This window comes from Nocardia sp. CA-135398, from assembly GCF_050955845.1.
Lineage (GTDB): Bacteria > Actinomycetota > Actinomycetes > Mycobacteriales > Mycobacteriaceae > Nocardia.
Genome location: NZ_CP192084.1, coordinates 4,222,482 through 4,241,104 on the forward strand (window position 1 = coordinate 4,222,482; position 18,623 = coordinate 4,241,104).

The following is an 18,623-nucleotide window of genomic DNA, read 5'->3' on the forward strand; positions in this document are numbered from 1 at the left end:
CCACTATGTCCCGAGAAGGTTGGTGCGAGGTTGGTGCCGTGTCGCGGCGGAAACTCAGGAGCGCAGCGCGGTGTACAACCGGGCGACGACCACGGCCCGGCGCACATCGTCGGCGGGCAGCAGTCGCAGCGCGTGCTCGTGCACCTCGATATCGCCGGGACAGCGTTCGCCGAAGGCGACGGCGTGATCGGCGCGGTCACTGGCCAGTACCGCGGTGCGCACCCCGACATCGAGATGGTTGCGCCACTGCAGCACCCCCGGGGTGTCCGAACCGGGCAGCAGCGGTCCGCGATAGAGCCAGACCGCCGAGCTGGTGTCGCCAGCCTGCACGGCGGCGAGCAGGTCGACCGCATCGCAGGAGACCGGACCGGTCAGCATGTAGCGACGGTTGCTGATCTCGCCGCCGGTGGTGCGCCGCAGATGTGAGACATCGGCTTTGAGCGTGCTCGAGGACACCGGACGGTCGCCGTATACGGCGGCCTGCAGTTGTTCGGGGGTGAATCCGTCGGGTTCCAGGGCGAGCAGCGCCAGGATTTCCAGGTGACGCGGCGGCAATGGCACCGGCCTGCCGTCGCGGACCAGCCGTGCGCCGCCCAGACATTCCAGCCGCACACCGCGCGCCGGGGTCGGGGCGGCCGCCCGCAACATTGTCTCCACCGCGGTGACCAGCGCCCGGACCGAAGTCAGCACCATCGGATGCGAACGCTCCCAGGAACTGGACAGATCGAGCGCACCGATTTGGCGGCCGTCGGGCGCGTGGATCGGTGCGGAATAGCAGACCCAGCCGTGGAGCGCGGCGACCAGGTGTTCGGCGGAGAAGACGGTGGTCGGTCGGTCGCTGTGCAGCGCGAGCGACAATCCGTTGGTGCCCATATGGCTTTCGTCCCAGCACCCGCCGGGTGCGAAGTTCACCGCCTCGGCCTGGCGACGCAGCGCGCGATCACCGCAGGACCAGAGGATGGTGCCCGCGGCATCGGTGACGACCGCGAGATAGCCGGAGTCCTCGGAGATGCTGCGCAGGTCACCGGCGATTTCGGTAATCGGTTGGCGCAGTGGGGATTCGGTCCAGCGATCGCGGACATCGTTCAGGCCGGGCGCCTCGGTGCGATTCGGATCGACGGTCGTCAGCGAGCGCTGCCAGGATTGGATGACCTCATCGCGTAGCGAGGTCGATCCCGCGGGTATGCGGAGAGTGCTGCTCGGAGCTGTCGCCCAACGGGTCCATTCTTTTTCCAGTGCGGCCCGTTGTTGGGTGAGGGTGCGGAATTGTCCCACCTCGTTGACCCCATCGTTAGTGTGAGCTCACCTTCGCTATCTCATGATGGCGTACGCATATGGGTTCAGTCGAGGGTTCGACGCCAAACCGACCGTTCTACATTGAAGATTCAACGCTGGTGCCCGATAGCGGTCTACGCTGCTGATATGGCAAGGGTTTCGCGACGAGCCAAGGTGGCCGACGTGCACGAACTGGCCAGCGGCATGCCGTTCGTCAACCGGGTGGACGGACCGCACGGCAATGCGGTGTACCAGGTCGGCGGGAAATCCTTCGTATTCTTCCGCAATCCGCGTCCCGACGCATTCGACCCGGACACCGGTGAGCGCTATACCGATGTGATCGTGATCTGGGTGCCCTCGGAATCGGACAAGCTTGCGCTGGTCCAGGATCCGGATTCGCCATTCTTCACCACCCCGCATTTCGACGGGCATTTGTCGGTTCTGGTCCGCGGCAGCCGAATCGGTGAACTCAGCAAGCAGGAGCTGGCCGAGGTCATCCAGGACGCTTGGCTCAGCCGGGCATCGCGCAAACGGGCGAGCGACTGGCTGGCCACGCACAATGTAGCGAACTGACCTGCCGTGGCGTGTCCTTCGGTCAGCGTAGCAATTCGATGACCGGACCCATCTGCTCCATGCTGTTCTCCAGCACCGTGATGTAGCTGAATCCGAACCGCTCCCGGCGCTCCTCCAACCGCCGCGCCATCTCCTTCGGCGTGCCGAACAGTAACGTCGGCAACTCCTCCGGCCGGTCGGCGACATCGGCGGGCAGATACTGGCCGTACATTTCCAGTGCGGCGGACCGTTCATCCGGTGGAACCACCCGCTGCAGCAGGATATTCAGCTCGACATCCTCGGCGCGCGACCCCAGCAACTCCCGCAGGTATGTCATCCGTTCGGCGACGGCCGCGAGCCCGACGAACCGCAGCGGTCCGCCGTTGTATGCCGGTGCGGCACCGGTCAGCCCGACGATATCGGCATAGTCGGCCGCGACCCGCAGCAGCCGATCGCCCCAACCGGCAATTGCCAGCGGTGGGCCGCTCGATTGCGCGGGCCGCGGCTGATATTCCGGATCGGCGAACGATCGTCGCAAAGTCGCGGCGGTCGCCGCCAACTGCTCGACCCGCTTGCCCGCGCTCTCGAAAGTGATTCCGGCCGTTTCGAATTCCTCGCGCACATATCCGGCGCCGAGCCCCAACTCCACCCGCCCATCGGTGAATTGATCGGCCGTGGCGGCCTCGCGCGCCAAGAGCGTCGGGTTGTAGAACGGTGCGTTCAAGACAAGGGTGGCCAACCGGACCCGCTCGGTGGCCTCGGCCGCCAGCATCATCGCTGGAAACGGTGCGGGCATCGTCAGGTGATCCGCCACACCGACCACGTCGTACCCGAGTTCCTCGGCCCTGCGACACTTTTGTATCCAGTCCGCCCGCGAGGTGGGAGCGAGCAGGGTGACACCGAACCGGAAATCGCGTCGCGCAGCCGTCACCCTTCCTGTCTACCAGGCGCGATCGGTCAGCAGGGCGCGAGTGCCAGTCCCGCCCAAACCAACCCGGCCAATGCCACCGCCGCCGCCAATGCCGGACCCGGCCGTTTGGCCGACCTCACGGTTCGCCGCAGCGCATTTCGCCATTGCGGCACATCGGATTTCGTCTCCGGTGTCCGCCTGCCCAACCAGCGTCGCACCAATCCGATGGTGCCGATGACCAGTGTCGCGATCAGCACGGCCCGCCCCTACGCGTGCACGGCTGTTCGACGCGGCGACGCACCCGCTGCGCGTGGCACCACGCCGTACTCGATCAGACTTTCCGCGGTATCCAGCACGGTCTCCCGCACCGGTCGCATCGACCAGCCGAGTTCCCGCCGCGCCTTCTCCGAGCTCAGCTGTTCGGTGCGGCCCAACATCGGCAACGTCAATCGAATCCCCTTGTCGAACAGGGCGATCGCCCGCACGAGAAGGTCCGGGATCACCCGAGTCGGCACCCGGTATCCACGCGGCCCGAACTCCTCGGCCAACATCCGTCCCATATCCGCCATCCAGACATGCTCGCCCGCGCAGATATACCGATTCCCGACCGCTTCGGGAGACTCCAGCGCCAACCGGTGCGCCACCGCCAGATCCCGCACGTCCACCACTGCCCACCCCACCCGAGGCGAACCCGGCGCATCCCGGGCGAGCAATCGGCGCACCGGTTCGTGCGAGGTGCTCGTCGCCGCGGACTGCAACGGGCCCAACACCATTCCGGGGTTCACCACCACCAGTTCCAGTTCCGAATCCGCCGCGAAATCCCATGCCGCCCGCTCGGCCAGTGTCTTGCTCTTCTGATAGGCCGCGCTGCGTTCGACCACCGACCAGTCGGCCTCGTTGCGCATCGCATCGGTCTCATGTCCGTAGATCACCGCGGCGATCGAGGAGGTGAGCACTACCCGCCGGACGTCGCTGTCGGCACATGCCCGCAAGACCCGCAATGTCCCGTTGACCGCGGTATCGATCAGCTCGCGTTCGTCGTCCGGTGGCGTCGCGGGTAGCGGTGACGCCACATGCAGTACGAACGCGCAGCCGGAAACGGCCCCCGCCCAGCCCGCATCGTCGTTCAGGTCCGCCGCGACGAATTCCAACTCGCCGCCGAGCCTGTCCGCCAGTGCCACCAGGTGTGCGCGTTTATCCGTGTTTCCGAGATCGCGAACCGTGCCACGCACGGCATATCCGTGCTCGAGCAGTTCCGCGATGACATGTCCGGCGACGAATCCTGTTGCGCCGGTGACGAGTACCCGTGAGCTCATATGCTTACCCGCTTCGAAGGAGGGAATGCGGCCCGCTCATCTGAGCGCCGCTCAGATAATCTAAGCACTGCATAGTTAGGCTGTCCAGCAGGCGTCGAATACGCTCGATTGGTGACGCGGACCAGTTACCACCACGGCGCGCTGCGTGACACGCTCCTCGCCGCCTGCCTGCGGCTGATCGAAACCGAGGGCCTCGGCGCGGTGAGCCTGCGGCGGGTGGCCCGCGAGGCGGGCGTGAGCACCGGCGCGCCGTACCACCATTTCGCTGATCGCTCGGCTCTGCTCGCCGCACTGGCGGTCCAGGGTTTCCGACAGCTCGGCCGCGATTTGGCAGACGCGCGCGCCGCCGTCGACGGACCGCTGCGAGCACTGACCGCGCTGGCCGAAACCTATGTGCGGTTCTCCCAGGAAAATCCGGGCTACTTCCGGCTGATGTTCCGTCCGGAACTCTCCCAACCCGATAAGCATCCGGACGCGGCAGCGGCGGGCGACGCGGCCTTCGATGTCCTGGCCGACACCATCGCCGATGCCGTCGCCGCCGGATTGCTGCCCGCCGACAAAGCCGACACGCTGGCCGTCATGTGGTGGAGTCTGGCGCACGGCATGGCCTCGCTGTGGCTGGACGGTCAGCTCGAAAAGCGCAGCATCCAGCTCGGCACCACCGCGCCGACGCTGGTCGAGGACATCATGCGCACCTTCACCGCGCTGATCGGCCCCGGCGCGTGACACCCACGCGAGCGCACCCGACACTAGAGTGAAGCCGAACGTTTGCTCCTCTGATGCAACCCGCACTCTTCGAGAGGGATGTTCCGATGACGCAGCAGCTCGATCCCACGGTCCAGGAATTCGTCGCCGCACTCAACGAAGCCGATCAGGACCGCTTCTACGCCGTCCTGACCGACGACGCGACCATGTCCGATGACGGTGTGGAGCGCAATCTGGTCCAGTGGACCGATTCCGAAATCTTCGGCAGCAATGGGCGCATGAATGTCGAATCGGTCGGCGACAACGGCACCGAACTGGTTGCCGACTACACGAATTCCCGCTGGGGTTCGATGCGCACCGCATGGCGCTTCATCGTGCGCGACGGCAAAATCAGTCGATTCGAGACCGGCCAAGCCTGAGTAACCTGAGCTCGTGTTCATCACGCCCCACTACGGCACGGGCTCTCTGGCTGATCTGTTCCCTTCTCTCCTCGCCGGGCTCGGCGTGCCCGGCGAGGTCGACCGGCTCGGCCTCGAACTCGCCGCCGACCGGATCTGCGTGCTGCTGATCGACGGCCTCGGCGCGGAAGCGCTCACCGCGAATCCCGATGCGGCGCCGTTCCTGTCGGCGCTGGCGACGCGCACGCTGACGGCGGGCTTCCCGAGCACGACGACCGTCAGTCTGAGTTCACTCGGCGTCGGTGTGCCACCGGGCGAACACGGCTTCACCGGATACCTGATACACGTGCCCGGCTACGACCGCCTGGTGAATGCGCTGACCTGGCGGCTACACGGCGCGGGACCGAAGGTCGATCTGCTGCACGAGCTGGTGCCGGAGCAATTCCAGCCCGCCGCCACGGTTTTCGAGCGCGCCGCGGCCGACGGTATCGCGGTGACCCAGGTCGCGCCGCGACTGCAGGCTGGTTCCGGGCTGACCAGGGCCGTGCTGCGCGGCTGCGAATTCCGGCCCTACGTATCTGTCGGCGATTTCGTCGACGGCGTCGCCACCGCATTGCGTGCGGGCCCGCGCTCGTTGGTCTACGCCTACCACGGCAACCTCGACACGACCGGTCACGTGCGCGGACCATCCTCCGACGCTTGGCTTTTGGAGCTCGCCCATGTCGATCGACTGGCCGCGAGCATCGCCGAACATCTGCCACCTGATGCCGCGCTCATCGTCACCGCCGATCACGGCATGGTGGAACTCACCGACCGGATCGACTTCGACAAGACCGAGGTACTACGCGAGGGCGTACGCCTACTCGGCGGCGAGCCGCGCGCCCGCCACGTCTTCACCGTCGACGGCGCCACCGAGGATGTGGCGGCGATCTGGCAGGAATTTCTAGGCGTCGACTTCGCGGTCATTGCCCGCGCCGAGGCGATCGATCGCGGCTGGTTCGGCCCCACCGTGGCACCGCATATCGCCGAGCGCATCGGTGATCTGGTGGTCGCGGCCCGTGGTCTGCGCGGTGTCGTACGCACCGGTGCCGAACCGCTGGAATCCATGCTGATCGGCCACCACGGTTCGCTCACGCCCGCGGAGATGAACGTGCCGCTGCGCACGTTCCGACCGTAACCGTCGGTTGCCCTAGGCTGTACGCGTCGTCGCGGGCATGGTCGCCCGCCGAAGCGCCAGGAGGATCTAGATGAACGCCACGCTGTTACGGACCGGACTCGGGGTCGCGGCGATCGCGGCACTGCTGGCCGGTTGCACCGATATCGAGCGGGCGCTCAACGAGGGTGGCGACACCACCTGCCGCGATTACGTCAAACAGGATCAAGACACCAAGCGCACCACGATCACCAAGTTCATCAAACAGCAGACCAACGACGATCACGAGCCCGCAGGCACGGCGGTCGATGCCACGATGATCCAGGTGGACCTCCTGTGCGGTGCCCAGGTCAATCAGGACACCCCGATCAAAAAAGCCGATATCGCAGGCATTTTCCTCAACAAGTAGTCCGAGCCGCGTCCGCGGAGCTACCCGCCGAGCGTAGTGATATGGCGGTCGAATTCGGCGTGGACGACCACCATTCGACTACGTTCGGCGGAACCCTCCGAACCAAGGCTCGATACGGCAGACCCGGACACGGCACTATGCCATCGGAGGCCCGCCCGGGGTTGAGGTGCGGATATGCAAAGCGGCCCCCAGCAAGTCGAGAAACTATGGGCCGCTTTGCTATTTTGGGGGTTACGCGCGGTCGAATTCGCAGTTGCCGATGCCTGCGGTGAAGGCGTCCCACTCACCTGGCGTGAAGACCAGCGCGGGTCCGGTCGGGTTCTTCGAGTCCCGCACGCCGACCATGCCTCCGTCCAGGTGTGCGACCTCCACGCATTCGCCGCTGGTCCCCGAACTGCGGCTCGACTTGAACCACCGAGCGCCGGTCAGGACGACATCACCGTTCACTGTCATAACTCTGTGCTACCTCTCTCAGGCCCGGGAAGACTACGCCCGGTCGAACTTGCGGTCGCTCATGCCAGCGGTGAAGGCGTCCCACTCGCCGGACCTGAAGACCAGCGCGGGGCCGGTCGGGTTCTTGGAGTCCCGCACGCCGACGTGCCCGCCCTTGAGCCAGGCAACCTCCACGCATTCGCCTGTGCCCCCGAACTGTGGCGGGATTTGAACCATTGGGCGCCGGTTCGATCGACATCAACGTTCATTGTTGAACTGGCCGTGGTTGACGCCAGCAGTGAAGGCGTCCCACTGGGACGGAGTGAACACCAGCGCCGGACCAGTCGGGTTCTTCGAGTCCCGCATTCCGACGCGGCCCCCGTCGAGGAAGGCCACCTCAACGCACTCTTTTCCGGCTTCGCTGCGTCGGGATTTGAACCATTGCGCGCTGGTCAGGTCAACGTTCATTCTCAAAGCTCCTCGCTATCTCCCTCAGTCGGATGCGACTTGGGCCGACATCCAGCGCCGCCTGCGAGACAGCACGGAACGCGCGCCGGACCCGCTGCACATCCTCACGCTTCTCAAGATACGTATCCCCTGTGAAACTTTCGGCATAGACCACCGGAGGCTCTACCGGCTTGCCTTGGGAGTCCTTCGGAAATGTCAAAACGATGAAAGGAGTCTCAATGACAATGTCAAGCCGCTCGGGCGGCGGTAGTCGCTGCTGTGGGCTCCCAGGTTCGGTTGTCGCGCAGCAAGGCCCACAGGACGTTGACGCGACGGCGTGCCAGGGCGATGGTGGCGCCTTTGGCGCCTTTGCCTTCGGTGCGTTTGCGGTCGTAGTAGGCGCGGGAGGTGGGACAGCATCGGATGCTGGTGAGTGCGGACATGTAGAACACCCTGCGCAGGGCGCGGTTGTAGCGTTGAGGTCGGTGCAGGCGTCCGGTGCGTTTACCGGAATCGTTGGGCACCGGCGCGAGCCCGGCGTAGGCCGCCAGATGATCGGCGGAGGCGAACCAGCCGGGATCGCCTGCGGCAGCGAGGAATTCGGCCCCGAGACGGAACCCGATGCCGGGCATGCTGGTGATCACTTCGGCGAATCGATGGCGGCGAAATCGGGCCTCGATGGCGGAGTCGAGTTCGGCGATCTGCTCATCGAGGCGCATCACCTCTTTCGCCAGCTCGGCGGCCAGCTCGGCGGCGACATCCTCGCCGGGCAGACGAGTGGTCTGGGTCTTGGCCGCGGCGACCGCCGCCGAAGCGACGGTGGTCGCGGTCTGCTCGCGCACGCCCAGGCTGGTGAGCAGGCTGATCAGACGGGCGGTGCCAGCGCGGCGAATTGCTTTGGGGCGCTGGTATCGCGACAACAACAGCACCCAGCCACGCTGGTGGGCGATGTCGGCGGCGCGTTCGAGGGCCGGGCAGATCGCGGTGAGCTGCTGGCGCAGTCGATTGATGGTCCGAGTACGGTCGCAGACAAGATCGGTGCGGCGGCCGGTGAGCAGGCGCAGTTCGAGGATCAATTCGTCGGTCGGCCGCAGTTCGGCCAGGTCGCGGCGCATGCGGGCCTGATCGGCGATGATACGGGCATCCTTGGCGTCGGTCTTGCCTTCGCTGCGATATCCGGCTGCCGCATGGTTGACGGCCTTGCCCGGCAGATACATCACGCGCTGCTGGTGGTCCCACAAAATCGCAAGCAGCAGAGCCGATTCCACGGTTGTCAGGTCCACCGCCCACGTCACTTCATCGGCTTCCAGTGCGGTGACATCGGCGAGCAACTGCGACACTGCCGCTTCGTCGTTGGCCACCCTGCGCGAAAGGATTCGGTTGCCGTCGCTGTCCATCGCGAAGGCCCAGTGGGTTTCCTTGCCCACGTCGATACCGACCCACAGCTTGCCCAACCCGACCTCCATCAGTGCGGTTCTTACAGGTCAACCCATGGACGAGCCCGCCGTCATCTCCTTAAACCAAGCGATAGTCCGCAGTTCTCAATCAGCGGCCAGGAACGTCCAGACAGGCCGGGCGGCCACTCCTTTCGAGCCGCACCACCAAGGCCGGCAAGAAAACACAAGCCTCACCCGACCCGCCCGGGGTCCAGCACAACGTACTGAACACCAACCAACTTAAGGAGAGAAGACTCGGCCAGTCGGAAAGCCAACGTGGTAGGGCAACAAGCGGATCTCGACATTCTCACGGGTGCCTATGTCCGCGACATGCCGCAACTGCTCGGCCATCACGGCAGACCCGCCGACCACTGTCCGAGTGACGTTCTCGTGTACCACAACCAGAAGCCTGGTTGGCTGCCGGGCCCTCGTGATCAGGTGCTGTCGCTGCGTTCGCAACGTCGCCAGCCGGTCCAGATCCTCATCCGGAATTCGAGGCTGGGTAATTCGATTCATCGCGTCCGCATACGCCTGAGTCTGGAGCAAGCCTGGGAAGACCAGCGGCTGAAAGATCGCCAATTCGCTTGCAGCTGACTCCAGTTGGACGTACGTGTTGAACTTCGGAGTCAGTACATCGCTGTAAGTTCGCAACCAGGATCGGACCGGAGCCTGCGCGGCGAGTTCCTTCCATGCCTCCAGGTCATCCGCGCTGACCATGTACAGCTCCGCTAGAGCTTGCAGATCGCGGGCTCGGACCTTTTCGGTTTTTCCGTTCTCGAGACGGCTCAATGTCGCCTTGCCCCAGTCCATCAGGCGTGCCGACGATTCCAAGCTCAGGCCCGCCGCTGTTCGTGCATCGCGCAGCAACCGGCCCAACTGGCGTCGAGGCAGCGTGCTACCGGTGTCTTCGGGATCGTCATCGTCGTTTTTTGCGATCAGCATTGCTTCCCCCTGTTCCGTTCCACCGCATAGGTTTCTTCCGAACTGGAAGGATCATAAGGGCAGAACTGGCCCGTTCTCAGGTGATTCGCGGAGATATCCGCAGCCCGCCGATTGTGCCCGCCGAGCATCGGCGGTCGGCACACCCTTTGCATCATGTCCACGCCGAAACCAGAGCTTCCACAACGAGATCCGTTCACCGGGCCACCGGCCGCGTACACGGGCGCACCGCCCGATTTGGTCGAGCAGGTCGCGCTCGCCGTTCGGGAGTGGGCGGGCCCGCCGATAGCTCCGTCCGTGCGTCGTCTGCTCGACGAGTTCCACCAAGATACCCAGCAGAAACTCGAGCGCGCTCCCATCGACAGCCGTCCGATTTTTCAGGGTGCTGATGGCTTGCTGGTGCCCGTCGACGAGGACGGATGGATTTCCTACTCGGATGCCGATCTCGACAAGGCCGACGCAATCGCCATCCAGCCCAGCGATGTTCGTGACATCGCGGACTCGTGAGCCCGCAACCCCAAGAGTCCAAGGGTGTTTCACCTCGTCCCGATGAACCGGATGTACACCTCAGCGTGTTGCTGCATGGCGTGCGCTTCGACTACGCCGCCTGCATCACCGCCGCGCTGACATTCACGCGCGAGCACCAGAGGCGGCATTACGCCGACGCGGTCACCCTCGGCCTCGGCGATCCCAGCCGCTATCCGCGCCTTCCCTGCGAGCGACTGTTCCTCGGCTCGTGAGTCGGCGCGGAGACCTGCGGATAGCAAGAGCGTCAACGGCATCCGTCGAGCCGTTCGACTCTCCTACGGGAGCCGAGGTATGCGCTGGTCAAGGCCAGATCGCAGCGATATACGCAAAATGCATTAATGTGATCTGCATCACAAGTCCTCGGGCATTTTGTCGGTAGCGCATGGCATGGTGTGCGACATGCCTTTTGCCGATTCCGTCGCCCCCACGGATGTCATCCGCGTGCTCGGTGCCCGTGAGCACAACCTGCGTAATGTCTCGTTGGAAATCCCCAAGAACAAGATCACCGTCTTTACCGGCGTCTCCGGGTCGGGCAAATCCTCGATCGTCTTCGACACCATCGCCGTGGAGTCCCAGCGTCAGCTGTATGCGACATTTCCCGCGTTCATTCTCAACTTCCTGCCGCGCTATGAGCGGCCGCACGCCGAGGCGATCGAGAATCTGACGGCCCCGGTCATCATCGATCAGCAGCCGGTCGGCGGCGGCCCGCGCTCGACGGTGGGGACGATGACCGATATCTACTCGATGGTGCGGGCGATGTTCGCCCGATTCGGTTCGCCCTCAGCCGGATTCGTCTACAACTACTCGTTCAATGTGCCGCAGGGCATGTGCCCGGACTGCGATGGACTCGGGGTCACGGTGCGCGCCGATCCGGATCGGTTGGTGGACCGGAGCAAATCGCTGAACGAGGGGGCGATTCTGCTGCCCGGTTATGCGGTGGACAGCAGCGATTGGCAGATGTACGCCAAATCCGGGCGCTTCGATCCGGATAAGAGACTGGCCGATTACAGCGAGGAGGAGTTCACCGATCTGCTCTACGGCACCGGCGGGAAGGTGGAGCTGACCTTCGCCAAGGGCACCTGGAAGGCGAATTACGAAGGGCTCGCGGCCAAATTCACCCGGACCCGTTTGCAGCGCGACACTTCCACGCTCAGCGAGAAGACGCGCGAGCAGATGCAGAAGTTCCTCACCGAGGGTGTCTGCGCGACCTGTCGTGGTGCTCGGCTCAACGAAGCGGCATTGGCGACGAAGATCGATGGACGCAATATCGCCGACTGGTCCGGGCTACAGATCACCGATCTGGTGGCGGTGCTCGATGAGATCACCGATCCGGCCGCGCTCGGACTTGTCGCCGCGATCCGGACCGCGCTGCAGCGGGTGACAGATATCGGCCTCGGCTACCTGAGCCTGGATCGGCCGACATCGACGCTGTCCGGTGGCGAGGGCCAGCGGCTCAAGATGATCAAACATCTGTCGAGCACGCTGATCGGGATGACCTATGTGTTCGACGAACCGAGCGTCGGATTGCATCCGCGTGATGTCGGCCGGTTGAACAACCTGCTGAAGGCGCTGCGGGACAAGGGCAATACGGTGCTGGTGGTCGAGCACGATCCGGATGTCATCCAGATCGCCGACCATATCGTCGATGTCGGGCCGCACGCCGGTCTGCACGGCGGGCAAGTGGTGTTCGAAGGCACCTTCGCCGAACTGCGGGCCGCGGATACGCCGACGGGTGCCGGATTGCGCAGACCGTTCACGGTGAAGGAGACCTTCCGTAAATCGAACGGCGCCTTGCTGATCGAACACGCGAACGTGCACAACCTGAAAGATGTGACCGTCGCGGTGCCGACCGGCATTCTCACCTCGATCACCGGCGTTGCCGGGTCCGGTAAGAGCAGCCTCATCCGCGATGTATTCGTCCGGGAGCATCCGGATGCGATCTTCGTCGACCAGTCCGCGATCGGGGCATCGTCGCGGTCCACGCCCGCAACGTATCTGGGCCTGATGGACCCGATCAGGAAGCTGTTCGCCAAGGCGACGGGGGAGTCGCCCGGCCTATTCAGTTTCAACTCGACCGGAGCCTGTAAACAGTGCGAGGGTCGCGGCGTGATCATCACCGAGATCGCCTACATGGACCCGGTCACCACCCACTGCGATGCCTGCGACGGACGACGGTTCTCCGATGAGGTGCTGGCACTGACCTTGCGCGACAAGTCGATCGCCGACGTGCTGGCCATGTCGGCCGAAGAAGCCCTCGGTTTTTTCACCGAAAAGGCACTGTCGGCAAAGCTGCGCACGATGAACGAGGTGGGCCTGGACTACCTCAGCCTCGGTCAGGCCATGAGCACGCTGTCCGGCGGCGAACGCCAACGCATCAAACTGGCGACCCAACTCCAGAACACCGGCACCGTCTACGTCCTCGACGAACCGACCACCGGCCTGCACATGTCGGATGTGGACACCCTGCTCGCACTGATGGACCGTTTGGTCGACCGCGGCAATACGGTGGTGGTGATCGAACACAACCTCGACGTGGTGGCCCACTCCGACTGGGTGATCGATCTCGGTCCCGACGGCGGCAAGGACGGCGGCGAAATCGTGTTCACCGGAACCCCCGCCGAATTGCTGACCCACCCCACCTCTCTCACCGGCGAGTACCTGCGAAAGTACAAGGCCGCCGGGTAGCGGTCAGGCGGAGTCGACGAGCGGGCGGACGTGCGCGGAGGCGGAGGCGTCGTCGCGCCACGTGCAGGCCAGACCGAAGGCGGCCACGCGGCCGGTGGCGAGAACCGCTCGTACGGCAGCTGAGACCTCGGCCAGCGTGGGGCCGTCGGGCGCGGGGAACAGCAGGCCCGGGAGATCGTCCGGGGTGACCACGTCGAAGTCGACATGGAGATAGAGCGGGCCGTCCGGCAGATCGCCGATGTCGTCCACCGGGCGATGCCGGATCTGCGCGGTGCGCAGGTATTCGGCTTCCGGTGGGTCGAGGTCGCGGCCGCCGACCAGGACGGCGCGGTCTTCGGGGATGTCGCGCAAGCCGATTCGGTCGGCCATGAGGTGACGGCCGTAGCCGACGAGCATGCGCAGCGGGAAGCCGCCGTGGTAGCCGGAGGCGGAGGTCTCGAGGGTTTGCACGTCACCGTGCGCGTCGAACCAGACGAGCGCGGGATCCAGTCCGGCCCTTTGCAATCCCGCCACCGTGCCGAGCGCCGTCGTGCAATCGCCGGAGGCGACGATCACGCGTTCCCCGCGAATCGCGGACTGCGCGACACGATCCGCCACCGCGTCATAGAGCATGGCCATCCGTGCCCACGGATCGTCGACATCCGGCAACTCGGCCGTGACCACCGCGTCCGGGGTGATCGGAACATCCATTTCCGGCCGGTATTCATCGAGGTGGTAGGGCACGAGCAAGCGCATCTACCCGAGCCTATTCGGAGCCGAAGGGCGCGGCCAGCGAATTACCACACGTCAGCGCCTGGTCCATCGGTTGTCCGGCGGAAAGAATTCTGGACTGTTTGCCCTATCGTTGCGAGCGATACCCTGGAGCGAGGGGCTCGGTGGAAGGGAGACACTGTGGGGCGACTCCGATGCAGGGCAGAATCGCGGGTAGCCACCGTGATCGCCTGGGGCTGATCTCGAGCTACCGATGTACGAGCCGATCGATCTGGTCGATTCAGCTGAACGGACCCGCACAACGCTGGCCACTGTCGTGGCGTCGTTTTCAGCGGCTTGGGCGTCCGGGTCCCCACCCGATCTGTCGGCGTACCTGCCCCGGAACCCGGCTGAGCGACGCACGATACTGATCGAACTGATCAAGATCGACCTCGAATACCGCTGGCTTCGTTATCACTTTCCCAAACGACTGATCGACTACCGCGCGGAATTCGCCGAGCTGCGAGACGGTCCGCTACCGGCCGAGCTGGTCTACGAGGAATTCCACGCCCTGCGCCGCAGTTTGCACGCAGTCGATGCGGCCACCATGGCCGCCGAGCTCGACGCCACGGCAGCAGGCCCCGGGTTCGCTCAGGTCACCAGTGACTACCACAGCACGATGATTGCTCGCCCGAGTGCCCAAATTGCTCTCGACGCCATCGATGTCGGCGACCGTGTCGACGATTTCGACCTCCTGATGCGGATCGGCGCGGGCGCCTTCGCCCAGGTGTTTCTCGCACGACAGCAATCGATGCAGCGACTGGTCGCGGTCAAGGTTTCCCACAACCACGGCAATGAGCCGCAGACCCTGGCCCAACTGGACCACGAATACATCGTGCGCATCTACGACCAACGACTCATCGCCGACGGCGACTTGAAGCTGCTCTACATGCAGTACCTGCCCGGAGGAACGCTGCTCGACGTACTGCGCCTACAACGCTCGACGCCCGCTGAACACCGCAGTGGGCAACTGCTGCTCGATGCCATCGACAAGGTACTCGCCGACAAGGGCGAGGTTCGGCCCGCCGAATCAGCGGTTCGGACCCGGACCGCCGCACTGACCTGGCCGGAGACCGTCGCCTGGCTGGGCCGCCGACTCGCCGACGCGCTGCAGCACGCATCCGAACGAGGGGTACTGCATCGAGACATCAAACCCGCGAACGTGCTGCTCAGCGCCGAGGGAATCCCGAAGCTGGCCGACTTCAACGTCAGCTTCAGCACCCACGTCAAGGGCACGAACCCCCTGGCGTACTTCGGCGGATCGCTGGCGTACATGTCGCCCGAACAACTCGAAGCCTGCCATCCGGACTTCCAGGCGACCGCCGCCGACCTCGACACTCGAAGCGACATCTACGCCCTCGCCGTCATGCTGTGGGAGCTGCTCACCGGACACCGACCATTCGCGGACGAAACCTCGGCAGGCGAGTCGGAAACGTCGCTGGCCCGCATGCTCGAGCTGCGGCGCAGCCCCATCGAGCCGACGTTCCTGTCGGAGCTGCCGCCGGACTGCCCTATGGCCTTGCGTCGAGTGCTGCTGAAGTGTCTGTCACCCGATCGCGAAGACCGCTACTCCTGCGGTTCGGAATTGGCCCAGCAACTCGACTTATGCCTCGAGGAACGGGCACGCGACCTCGTCTATCCGCCGCCGAACAGCTGGCGGGCACGACTTTCACGATGGCCCACCGTCATTCTGTGGTCATCGTCGCTGTTCGGCGTCACCCTGGCCACGATCTACATGGCCGTGCACGTCCAGGAACTGATCAGAGAGCGACTGTCCGACGCCACCAACTGGCAGCTCAACATGGGTGTCATCATTTTCCTCGTCTGCGCCTCGCCGCTGGCGATCCTCATCTACGCGTACATGTCGCGTGATTTGCTCGCGGTTCCTCGCGGCTTGCGCGATGGCAGACGCTACGACGAGGCAGTACTCGCGCGGGTGCGGTCGCGAACACTATTTTGGGGCGACCTGTGTGCGATGAACACCTTGCTGTTCGCGGTGTGTGCGACCGTGACGGGGGTGCTGCTGCTTCACTGGTTCACCGACCTACCGGCGCGGCTGCTGGTCCATGCGGCAGCCACCGTTCTGGTGGCGGGCACCATCTCCGTTGCCTATACATTCTTCCTTTCCACGTTCTACGTCGTCCGCTGTATCTATCCCATCTACCTGCGCCACGGCCGCACATCGGCGCACGAGGCCGCCCATCTGCGTGCGCTGCGTCGCAGAATCACGGCCTATCTCGCGGTGACGGCATCGGTGCCGCTGGTCGGCGTACTGGCCGGATTCAGCTTCCTAGAACCAGCGGAGCTCCCACTGGTACGCGACTCGGTTCTGGGCTTATGCGCTGGCTCCGGCCTCGCCTTCGTCGCCATCTACTGGCTCTTCCGCAAACTAGACGCCGACCTACGCGCCCTCGAGCGCGTCACGTAGCCCGCTTCTGCGCGACTGCGATATCGCATGCGAACTGGACATTCGTGACCTCGCCCGCTCGGCACGGTCTGCCGTTCAGCGCGACGCGTTCACCGATGCCGACTGAAACCCAGCCGCCTGCACCGCGTCGGTGATGAGTGTCCGAACATCGCGCGGTGCGCTCGGCAGCAGCTCGAGCAGGTTGGTGCTGGACGCCTCGAGCAGTCCGGCGCCGAGATTCGCGAACAACGAGAGCGTGTGCGTGATCTGGTACGGCTCCAATCCACTGCCCTGCAACATATCCCGCATTTCGCCGAGCGACATCGGCGCGTATCGCACTGGGCGACCGAGGGATTCGCTCAGGATCTCGGCGATATCCGAGCCGCCGACCGCGGTCACACCTTCGAGCTCGTACACCTTGCCCGCATGTCTGCTGGGTCGCCCCGCGACCAGATCCCGCTCGGTCTCCGCGGCTACCCGAACGGCCACCTCGGCCAGATCCTCGCGCGCCACCACCGAGATCCGGCCGGTGCCGAATGCCGCCGCGAATACCCCCGATTCGGCCGAGGAGGCTGCACCGGCGACGGCGAGTCCGACCGGCAGCTGCGCGTAGAGGCCATTGCGCAGGATGGTGACGTCGAATGGTGCTGCGGCCAGGCGCTTTTCGGTCCAACGGTGTGGCAGGGCAATGGTCGTCAGGTCACCCGAGCCCGCGAGGCTGGTATAGATCACGTGCCGGACACCGGACGCCACGGCGGCGTCGATCACCGCACCGTGGCGGGCCAACACCACATCGTCTTCGGCGTATCCGGCCGAAATCAGTACCAGGACATCGACATCCCGCAGTCCCGCGGACAGCGTTGCCGGGGTGTCGAAATCGATACGGCGCGTAGTGATGTCGTCGCCGGAGCGGCTGCCCGCCGCTACTGTCAGGTCGTCGAGGGTGGACAGGCCGCGGTGGACGAGGCCGCCGAGGGATCCGGAGATGCCGGTTACCAGGATCATCGCAACGCTCCCGATTGTTGTAGTTGCTGGATTCGGACCCAGCATCGGCGGCCGCGGCGCGCGGCATAAGGAGGCACTTTCATGTCGGTCACGAACACGGCGGTCACCGCGCAGGTCGCGGGCACAATTCCCGACGGGCCCTGTGGCGATGACGACTGCGGCATCCGCGATGTGCTCGACCGGTTGGGGGACCGGTGGACGGTATTGGTGATCGTCGAACTGAGTAAAGGAGTGCGGCGTTTCCGCGAGTTGGAGCGGGCGATTCCCGGTATCTCACAGCGGATGCTGACACTGACCACCAAGCGCCTGTGCCGCGACGGCATGGTGGAGCGGATCGCGTACCCGACGATCCCACCGCAGGTCGAATACCGGCTCACCGAGACGGGCCAGAGCCTGGCCGAGGCCATCGGCGCACTCGCCGACTGGTCGCGCGACCACAAGGACCGCATCGCCGACGCCCGCCGACACTGGGATGCCGAGCACGGCGACTGAACACCTGTCGCGGGCGGGCGAACAGCGCTTGAATGGAAGCATTCCCCAGGGAGGTTCCGATGACCCTTACCGCTCGTGACCTGCTCGACGGGATCCAAGCCGAGCTGGCCCCGCACGACGACGACAATCGCATGGTTCCGCTCATCTCGGTGGGCAAGGCGCCACGCGCGGTGTTCGCGGCGCTCGCCGCCGAGGAACAGCGCATCACCAGCAGCGACTGGCGCAGCTTCCACGCGATGGCGGCGCGGGCGGGCGACCCGCACGTCAGAGCATTCCTCGACGGCCTCCCGCCCGGCGAGCAGCAGGCACTGGCCCTGTTGGACGCACTCGTGGCGGCGGTTGGACCAGATCAGGGCATGGAGTTGCCCAGAGCGGGTTGTCAGGCGTATCCCGCCTATGTCGCGTGGCTGGCGCTCAACGCCGAACCCTCAGCCGCCGCGGCGGGCATCTACGCGAATGTCGCCGCCTTCGGCCGCTACTGCCGTGCGGTCGCCGACGGCATGCGCACCCACTACGAGTTCGACGACCCGGCCTGCGCATTCTTCGACTTCTTCGCCGCCGATACCCCCGAATACGAACAGCGAGCTCTCGCCGCAATCCAGGCCGGAATCGACACCGGACAATTGAATCCGAACGACGCCCACTTATACGCCAGACTCTTCCAGAACTACGAACTGATGTTCTGGAACACCCTCGCCGACGAGTTCGCCGGATAAGCACCGCCCGTCCGGTTTCGTCCGAGCCGACCGACCACTCGTCGCCAGCTGAGGTCGCTCTCGCCGTG

Annotated in this window: 23 protein-coding genes; 11 read left to right on the plus strand and 12 right to left on the minus strand. The window is 65.0% G+C overall.

Going from position 1 to position 18,623, the window contains the following annotated elements; all coding sequences use genetic code 11:
• Positions 1 to 54: 54 nt before the first annotated feature.
• Positions 55 to 1,275, minus strand: coding sequence for a transcriptional regulator (locus ACQP1T_RS18350; RefSeq protein ID WP_433761769.1), 1,221 nt, complete (start codon positions 1,273 to 1,275; stop codon positions 55 to 57).
• Positions 1,276 to 1,422: 147 nt separating this feature from the next.
• On the opposite strand from ACQP1T_RS18350, the gene ACQP1T_RS18355 reads away from it, so the two are divergent.
• Positions 1,423 to 1,848, plus strand: coding sequence for an MmcQ/YjbR family DNA-binding protein (locus ACQP1T_RS18355; protein ID WP_433761771.1), 426 nt, complete (start codon positions 1,423 to 1,425; stop codon positions 1,846 to 1,848).
• Positions 1,849 to 1,870: 22 nt separating this feature from the next.
• Here the strand turns inward: ACQP1T_RS18355 and ACQP1T_RS18360 are convergent, their stop codons facing one another.
• From ACQP1T_RS18360 to ACQP1T_RS18370, 3 genes are read right to left on the minus strand one after another with little or no spacing between them, the layout of a single operon-like run.
• Positions 1,871 to 2,758 (minus strand): TIGR03621 family F420-dependent LLM class oxidoreductase, encoded by an 888-nt coding sequence (locus tag ACQP1T_RS18360; RefSeq protein ID WP_433761773.1) that lies wholly within the window; start codon positions 2,756 to 2,758, stop codon positions 1,871 to 1,873.
• A 26-nt stretch (positions 2,759 to 2,784) separates the two neighbouring features.
• The gene (locus ACQP1T_RS18365) at positions 2,785 to 2,994 is read right to left on the minus strand and encodes a hypothetical protein (RefSeq protein ID WP_433761775.1); all 210 of its coding nucleotides are present in this window, start codon (positions 2,992 to 2,994) and stop codon (positions 2,785 to 2,787) included.
• A gap of 9 nt (positions 2,995 to 3,003) precedes the next feature.
• Positions 3,004 to 4,053, minus strand: a complete 1,050-nt coding sequence (locus ACQP1T_RS18370) for an SDR family oxidoreductase (protein WP_433761777.1) — start codon at positions 4,051 to 4,053, stop codon at positions 3,004 to 3,006.
• A 111-nt stretch (positions 4,054 to 4,164) separates the two neighbouring features.
• Here ACQP1T_RS18370 and ACQP1T_RS18375 point away from each other — a divergent pair, with 111 nt between their 5' ends.
• The 4 genes from ACQP1T_RS18375 to ACQP1T_RS18390 all read left to right on the plus strand — a co-directional run bounded on the left by ACQP1T_RS18375 (position 4,165) and on the right by ACQP1T_RS18390 (position 6,718).
• Positions 4,165 to 4,779, plus strand: a complete 615-nt coding sequence (locus ACQP1T_RS18375; RefSeq protein WP_433761779.1) for a TetR/AcrR family transcriptional regulator — start codon at positions 4,165 to 4,167, stop codon at positions 4,777 to 4,779.
• A gap of 86 nt (positions 4,780 to 4,865) precedes the next feature.
• Complete coding sequence (locus tag ACQP1T_RS18380) at positions 4,866 to 5,177, plus strand: nuclear transport factor 2 family protein (protein WP_433761781.1); 312 nt, start codon at positions 4,866 to 4,868, stop codon at positions 5,175 to 5,177.
• A gap of 13 nt (positions 5,178 to 5,190) precedes the next feature.
• Positions 5,191 to 6,333 (plus strand): alkaline phosphatase family protein, encoded by a 1,143-nt coding sequence (locus ACQP1T_RS18385; protein ID WP_433761783.1) that lies wholly within the window; start codon positions 5,191 to 5,193, stop codon positions 6,331 to 6,333.
• A 70-nt stretch (positions 6,334 to 6,403) separates the two neighbouring features.
• Positions 6,404 to 6,718, plus strand: a complete 315-nt coding sequence (locus ACQP1T_RS18390) for a hypothetical protein (protein WP_433761785.1) — start codon at positions 6,404 to 6,406, stop codon at positions 6,716 to 6,718.
• Between the two features lie 231 nt (positions 6,719 to 6,949).
• On the opposite strand, the gene ACQP1T_RS18395 is transcribed toward ACQP1T_RS18390, so the two are convergent.
• The 6 genes from ACQP1T_RS18395 to ACQP1T_RS18420 form a co-directional block, all read right to left on the minus strand.
• Entirely contained in the window at positions 6,950 to 7,171 is a 222-nt protein-coding gene (locus tag ACQP1T_RS18395) for a DUF397 domain-containing protein (RefSeq protein WP_433761786.1), read from the minus strand.
• 33 nt (positions 7,172 to 7,204) lie between these two features.
• Positions 7,205 to 7,345, minus strand: a complete 141-nt coding sequence (locus tag ACQP1T_RS18400) for a DUF397 domain-containing protein (protein ID WP_433761787.1) — start codon at positions 7,343 to 7,345, stop codon at positions 7,205 to 7,207.
• Positions 7,346 to 7,408: 63 nt separating this feature from the next.
• Positions 7,409 to 7,618: a DUF397 domain-containing protein gene (locus ACQP1T_RS18405; protein ID WP_433761788.1), complete on the minus strand. Its 210-nt coding sequence runs from the start codon at positions 7,616 to 7,618 to the stop codon at positions 7,409 to 7,411.
• Positions 7,608 to 7,844: a Scr1 family TA system antitoxin-like transcriptional regulator gene (locus ACQP1T_RS18410; RefSeq protein ID WP_433762244.1), complete on the minus strand. Its 237-nt coding sequence runs from the start codon at positions 7,842 to 7,844 to the stop codon at positions 7,608 to 7,610. The genes ACQP1T_RS18405 and ACQP1T_RS18410 overlap by 11 nt, the downstream gene beginning before the upstream one ends.
• A 1-nt stretch (position 7,845) precedes the next feature.
• The gene (locus tag ACQP1T_RS18415) at positions 7,846 to 9,063 is read right to left on the minus strand and encodes an IS110 family transposase (RefSeq protein WP_433754477.1); all 1,218 of its coding nucleotides are present in this window, start codon (positions 9,061 to 9,063) and stop codon (positions 7,846 to 7,848) included.
• A gap of 210 nt (positions 9,064 to 9,273) precedes the next feature.
• Positions 9,274 to 9,900, minus strand: a complete 627-nt coding sequence (locus ACQP1T_RS18420; RefSeq protein ID WP_433761789.1) for a helix-turn-helix domain-containing protein — start codon at positions 9,898 to 9,900, stop codon at positions 9,274 to 9,276.
• A 228-nt stretch (positions 9,901 to 10,128) separates the two neighbouring features.
• On the opposite strand from ACQP1T_RS18420, the gene ACQP1T_RS18425 reads away from it, so the two are divergent.
• The 3 genes from ACQP1T_RS18425 (at position 10,129) to ACQP1T_RS18435 (ending at position 13,185) form a co-directional block, all read left to right on the plus strand.
• Positions 10,129 to 10,479 carry a hypothetical protein gene (locus tag ACQP1T_RS18425; RefSeq protein ID WP_433761790.1) on the plus strand — a complete coding sequence of 117 codons (351 nt, stop codon included), beginning with the start codon at positions 10,129 to 10,131 and terminating at the stop codon, positions 10,477 to 10,479.
• The gene (locus tag ACQP1T_RS18430; protein ID WP_433761791.1) at positions 10,476 to 10,712 is read left to right on the plus strand and encodes a hypothetical protein; all 237 of its coding nucleotides are present in this window, start codon (positions 10,476 to 10,478) and stop codon (positions 10,710 to 10,712) included. Before ACQP1T_RS18425 ends, ACQP1T_RS18430 begins: the two co-directional genes overlap by 4 nt.
• 187 nt (positions 10,713 to 10,899) lie before the next feature.
• A complete protein-coding gene (locus ACQP1T_RS18435) occupies positions 10,900 to 13,185 on the plus strand; it encodes an ATP-binding cassette domain-containing protein (RefSeq protein WP_433761793.1) in 2,286 nt (761 codons plus the stop codon).
• 3 nt (positions 13,186 to 13,188) lie between these two features.
• On the opposite strand, the gene ACQP1T_RS18440 is transcribed toward ACQP1T_RS18435, so the two are convergent.
• Positions 13,189 to 13,920: an arginase family protein gene (locus ACQP1T_RS18440; RefSeq protein ID WP_433761794.1), complete on the minus strand. Its 732-nt coding sequence runs from the start codon at positions 13,918 to 13,920 to the stop codon at positions 13,189 to 13,191.
• Positions 13,921 to 14,149: 229 nt separating this feature from the next.
• Here ACQP1T_RS18440 and ACQP1T_RS18445 point away from each other — a divergent pair, with 229 nt between their 5' ends.
• Entirely contained in the window at positions 14,150 to 16,363 is a 2,214-nt protein-coding gene (locus ACQP1T_RS18445; protein WP_433761796.1) for a protein kinase domain-containing protein, read from the plus strand.
• A gap of 75 nt (positions 16,364 to 16,438) precedes the next feature.
• On the opposite strand, the gene ACQP1T_RS18450 is transcribed toward ACQP1T_RS18445, so the two are convergent.
• Positions 16,439 to 17,347, minus strand: a complete 909-nt coding sequence (locus ACQP1T_RS18450; RefSeq protein ID WP_433761797.1) for an NmrA family NAD(P)-binding protein — start codon at positions 17,345 to 17,347, stop codon at positions 16,439 to 16,441.
• A gap of 81 nt (positions 17,348 to 17,428) precedes the next feature.
• Here ACQP1T_RS18450 and ACQP1T_RS18455 point away from each other — a divergent pair, with 81 nt between their 5' ends.
• On the plus strand, positions 17,429 to 17,839 hold the full coding sequence (locus ACQP1T_RS18455; RefSeq protein ID WP_433761799.1) for a winged helix-turn-helix transcriptional regulator: 411 nt from the start codon (positions 17,429 to 17,431) through the stop codon (positions 17,837 to 17,839).
• A 59-nt stretch (positions 17,840 to 17,898) separates the two neighbouring features.
• Positions 17,899 to 18,555 (plus strand): hypothetical protein, encoded by a 657-nt coding sequence (locus ACQP1T_RS18460; protein ID WP_433761801.1) that lies wholly within the window; start codon positions 17,899 to 17,901, stop codon positions 18,553 to 18,555.
• Positions 18,556 to 18,623: the final 68 nt, after the last annotated feature.

Coding starts and splice junctions, on each gene's coding strand:
- ACQP1T_RS18390 (WP_433761785.1), top strand. CDS start 6,404: ATGAACGCCACGCTGTTACGGACCGGACTCGGGGTCGCGGCGATCGCG.
- ACQP1T_RS18435 (WP_433761793.1), top strand. CDS start 10,900: ATGCCTTTTGCCGATTCCGTCGCCCCCACGGATGTCATCCGCGTGCTC.
- ACQP1T_RS18405 (WP_433761788.1), bottom strand. CDS start 7,618: ATGAACGTTGACCTGACCAGCGCGCAATGGTTCAAATCCCGACGCAGC.
- ACQP1T_RS18415 (WP_433754477.1), bottom strand. CDS start 9,063: ATGGAGGTCGGGTTGGGCAAGCTGTGGGTCGGTATCGACGTGGGCAAG.
- ACQP1T_RS18440 (WP_433761794.1), bottom strand. CDS start 13,920: ATGCGCTTGCTCGTGCCCTACCACCTCGATGAATACCGGCCGGAAATG.
- ACQP1T_RS18380 (WP_433761781.1), top strand. CDS start 4,866: ATGACGCAGCAGCTCGATCCCACGGTCCAGGAATTCGTCGCCGCACTC.
- ACQP1T_RS18370 (WP_433761777.1), bottom strand. CDS start 4,053: ATGAGCTCACGGGTACTCGTCACCGGCGCAACAGGATTCGTCGCCGGA.
- ACQP1T_RS18445 (WP_433761796.1), top strand. CDS start 14,150: ATGTACGAGCCGATCGATCTGGTCGATTCAGCTGAACGGACCCGCACA.
- ACQP1T_RS18355 (WP_433761771.1), top strand. CDS start 1,423: ATGGCAAGGGTTTCGCGACGAGCCAAGGTGGCCGACGTGCACGAACTG.
- ACQP1T_RS18450 (WP_433761797.1), bottom strand. CDS start 17,347: ATGATCCTGGTAACCGGCATCTCCGGATCCCTCGGCGGCCTCGTCCAC.
- ACQP1T_RS18395 (WP_433761786.1), bottom strand. CDS start 7,171: ATGACAGTGAACGGTGATGTCGTCCTGACCGGCGCTCGGTGGTTCAAG.
- ACQP1T_RS18460 (WP_433761801.1), top strand. CDS start 17,899: ATGACCCTTACCGCTCGTGACCTGCTCGACGGGATCCAAGCCGAGCTG.
- ACQP1T_RS18425 (WP_433761790.1), top strand. CDS start 10,129: ATGTCCACGCCGAAACCAGAGCTTCCACAACGAGATCCGTTCACCGGG.
- ACQP1T_RS18455 (WP_433761799.1), top strand. CDS start 17,429: ATGTCGGTCACGAACACGGCGGTCACCGCGCAGGTCGCGGGCACAATT.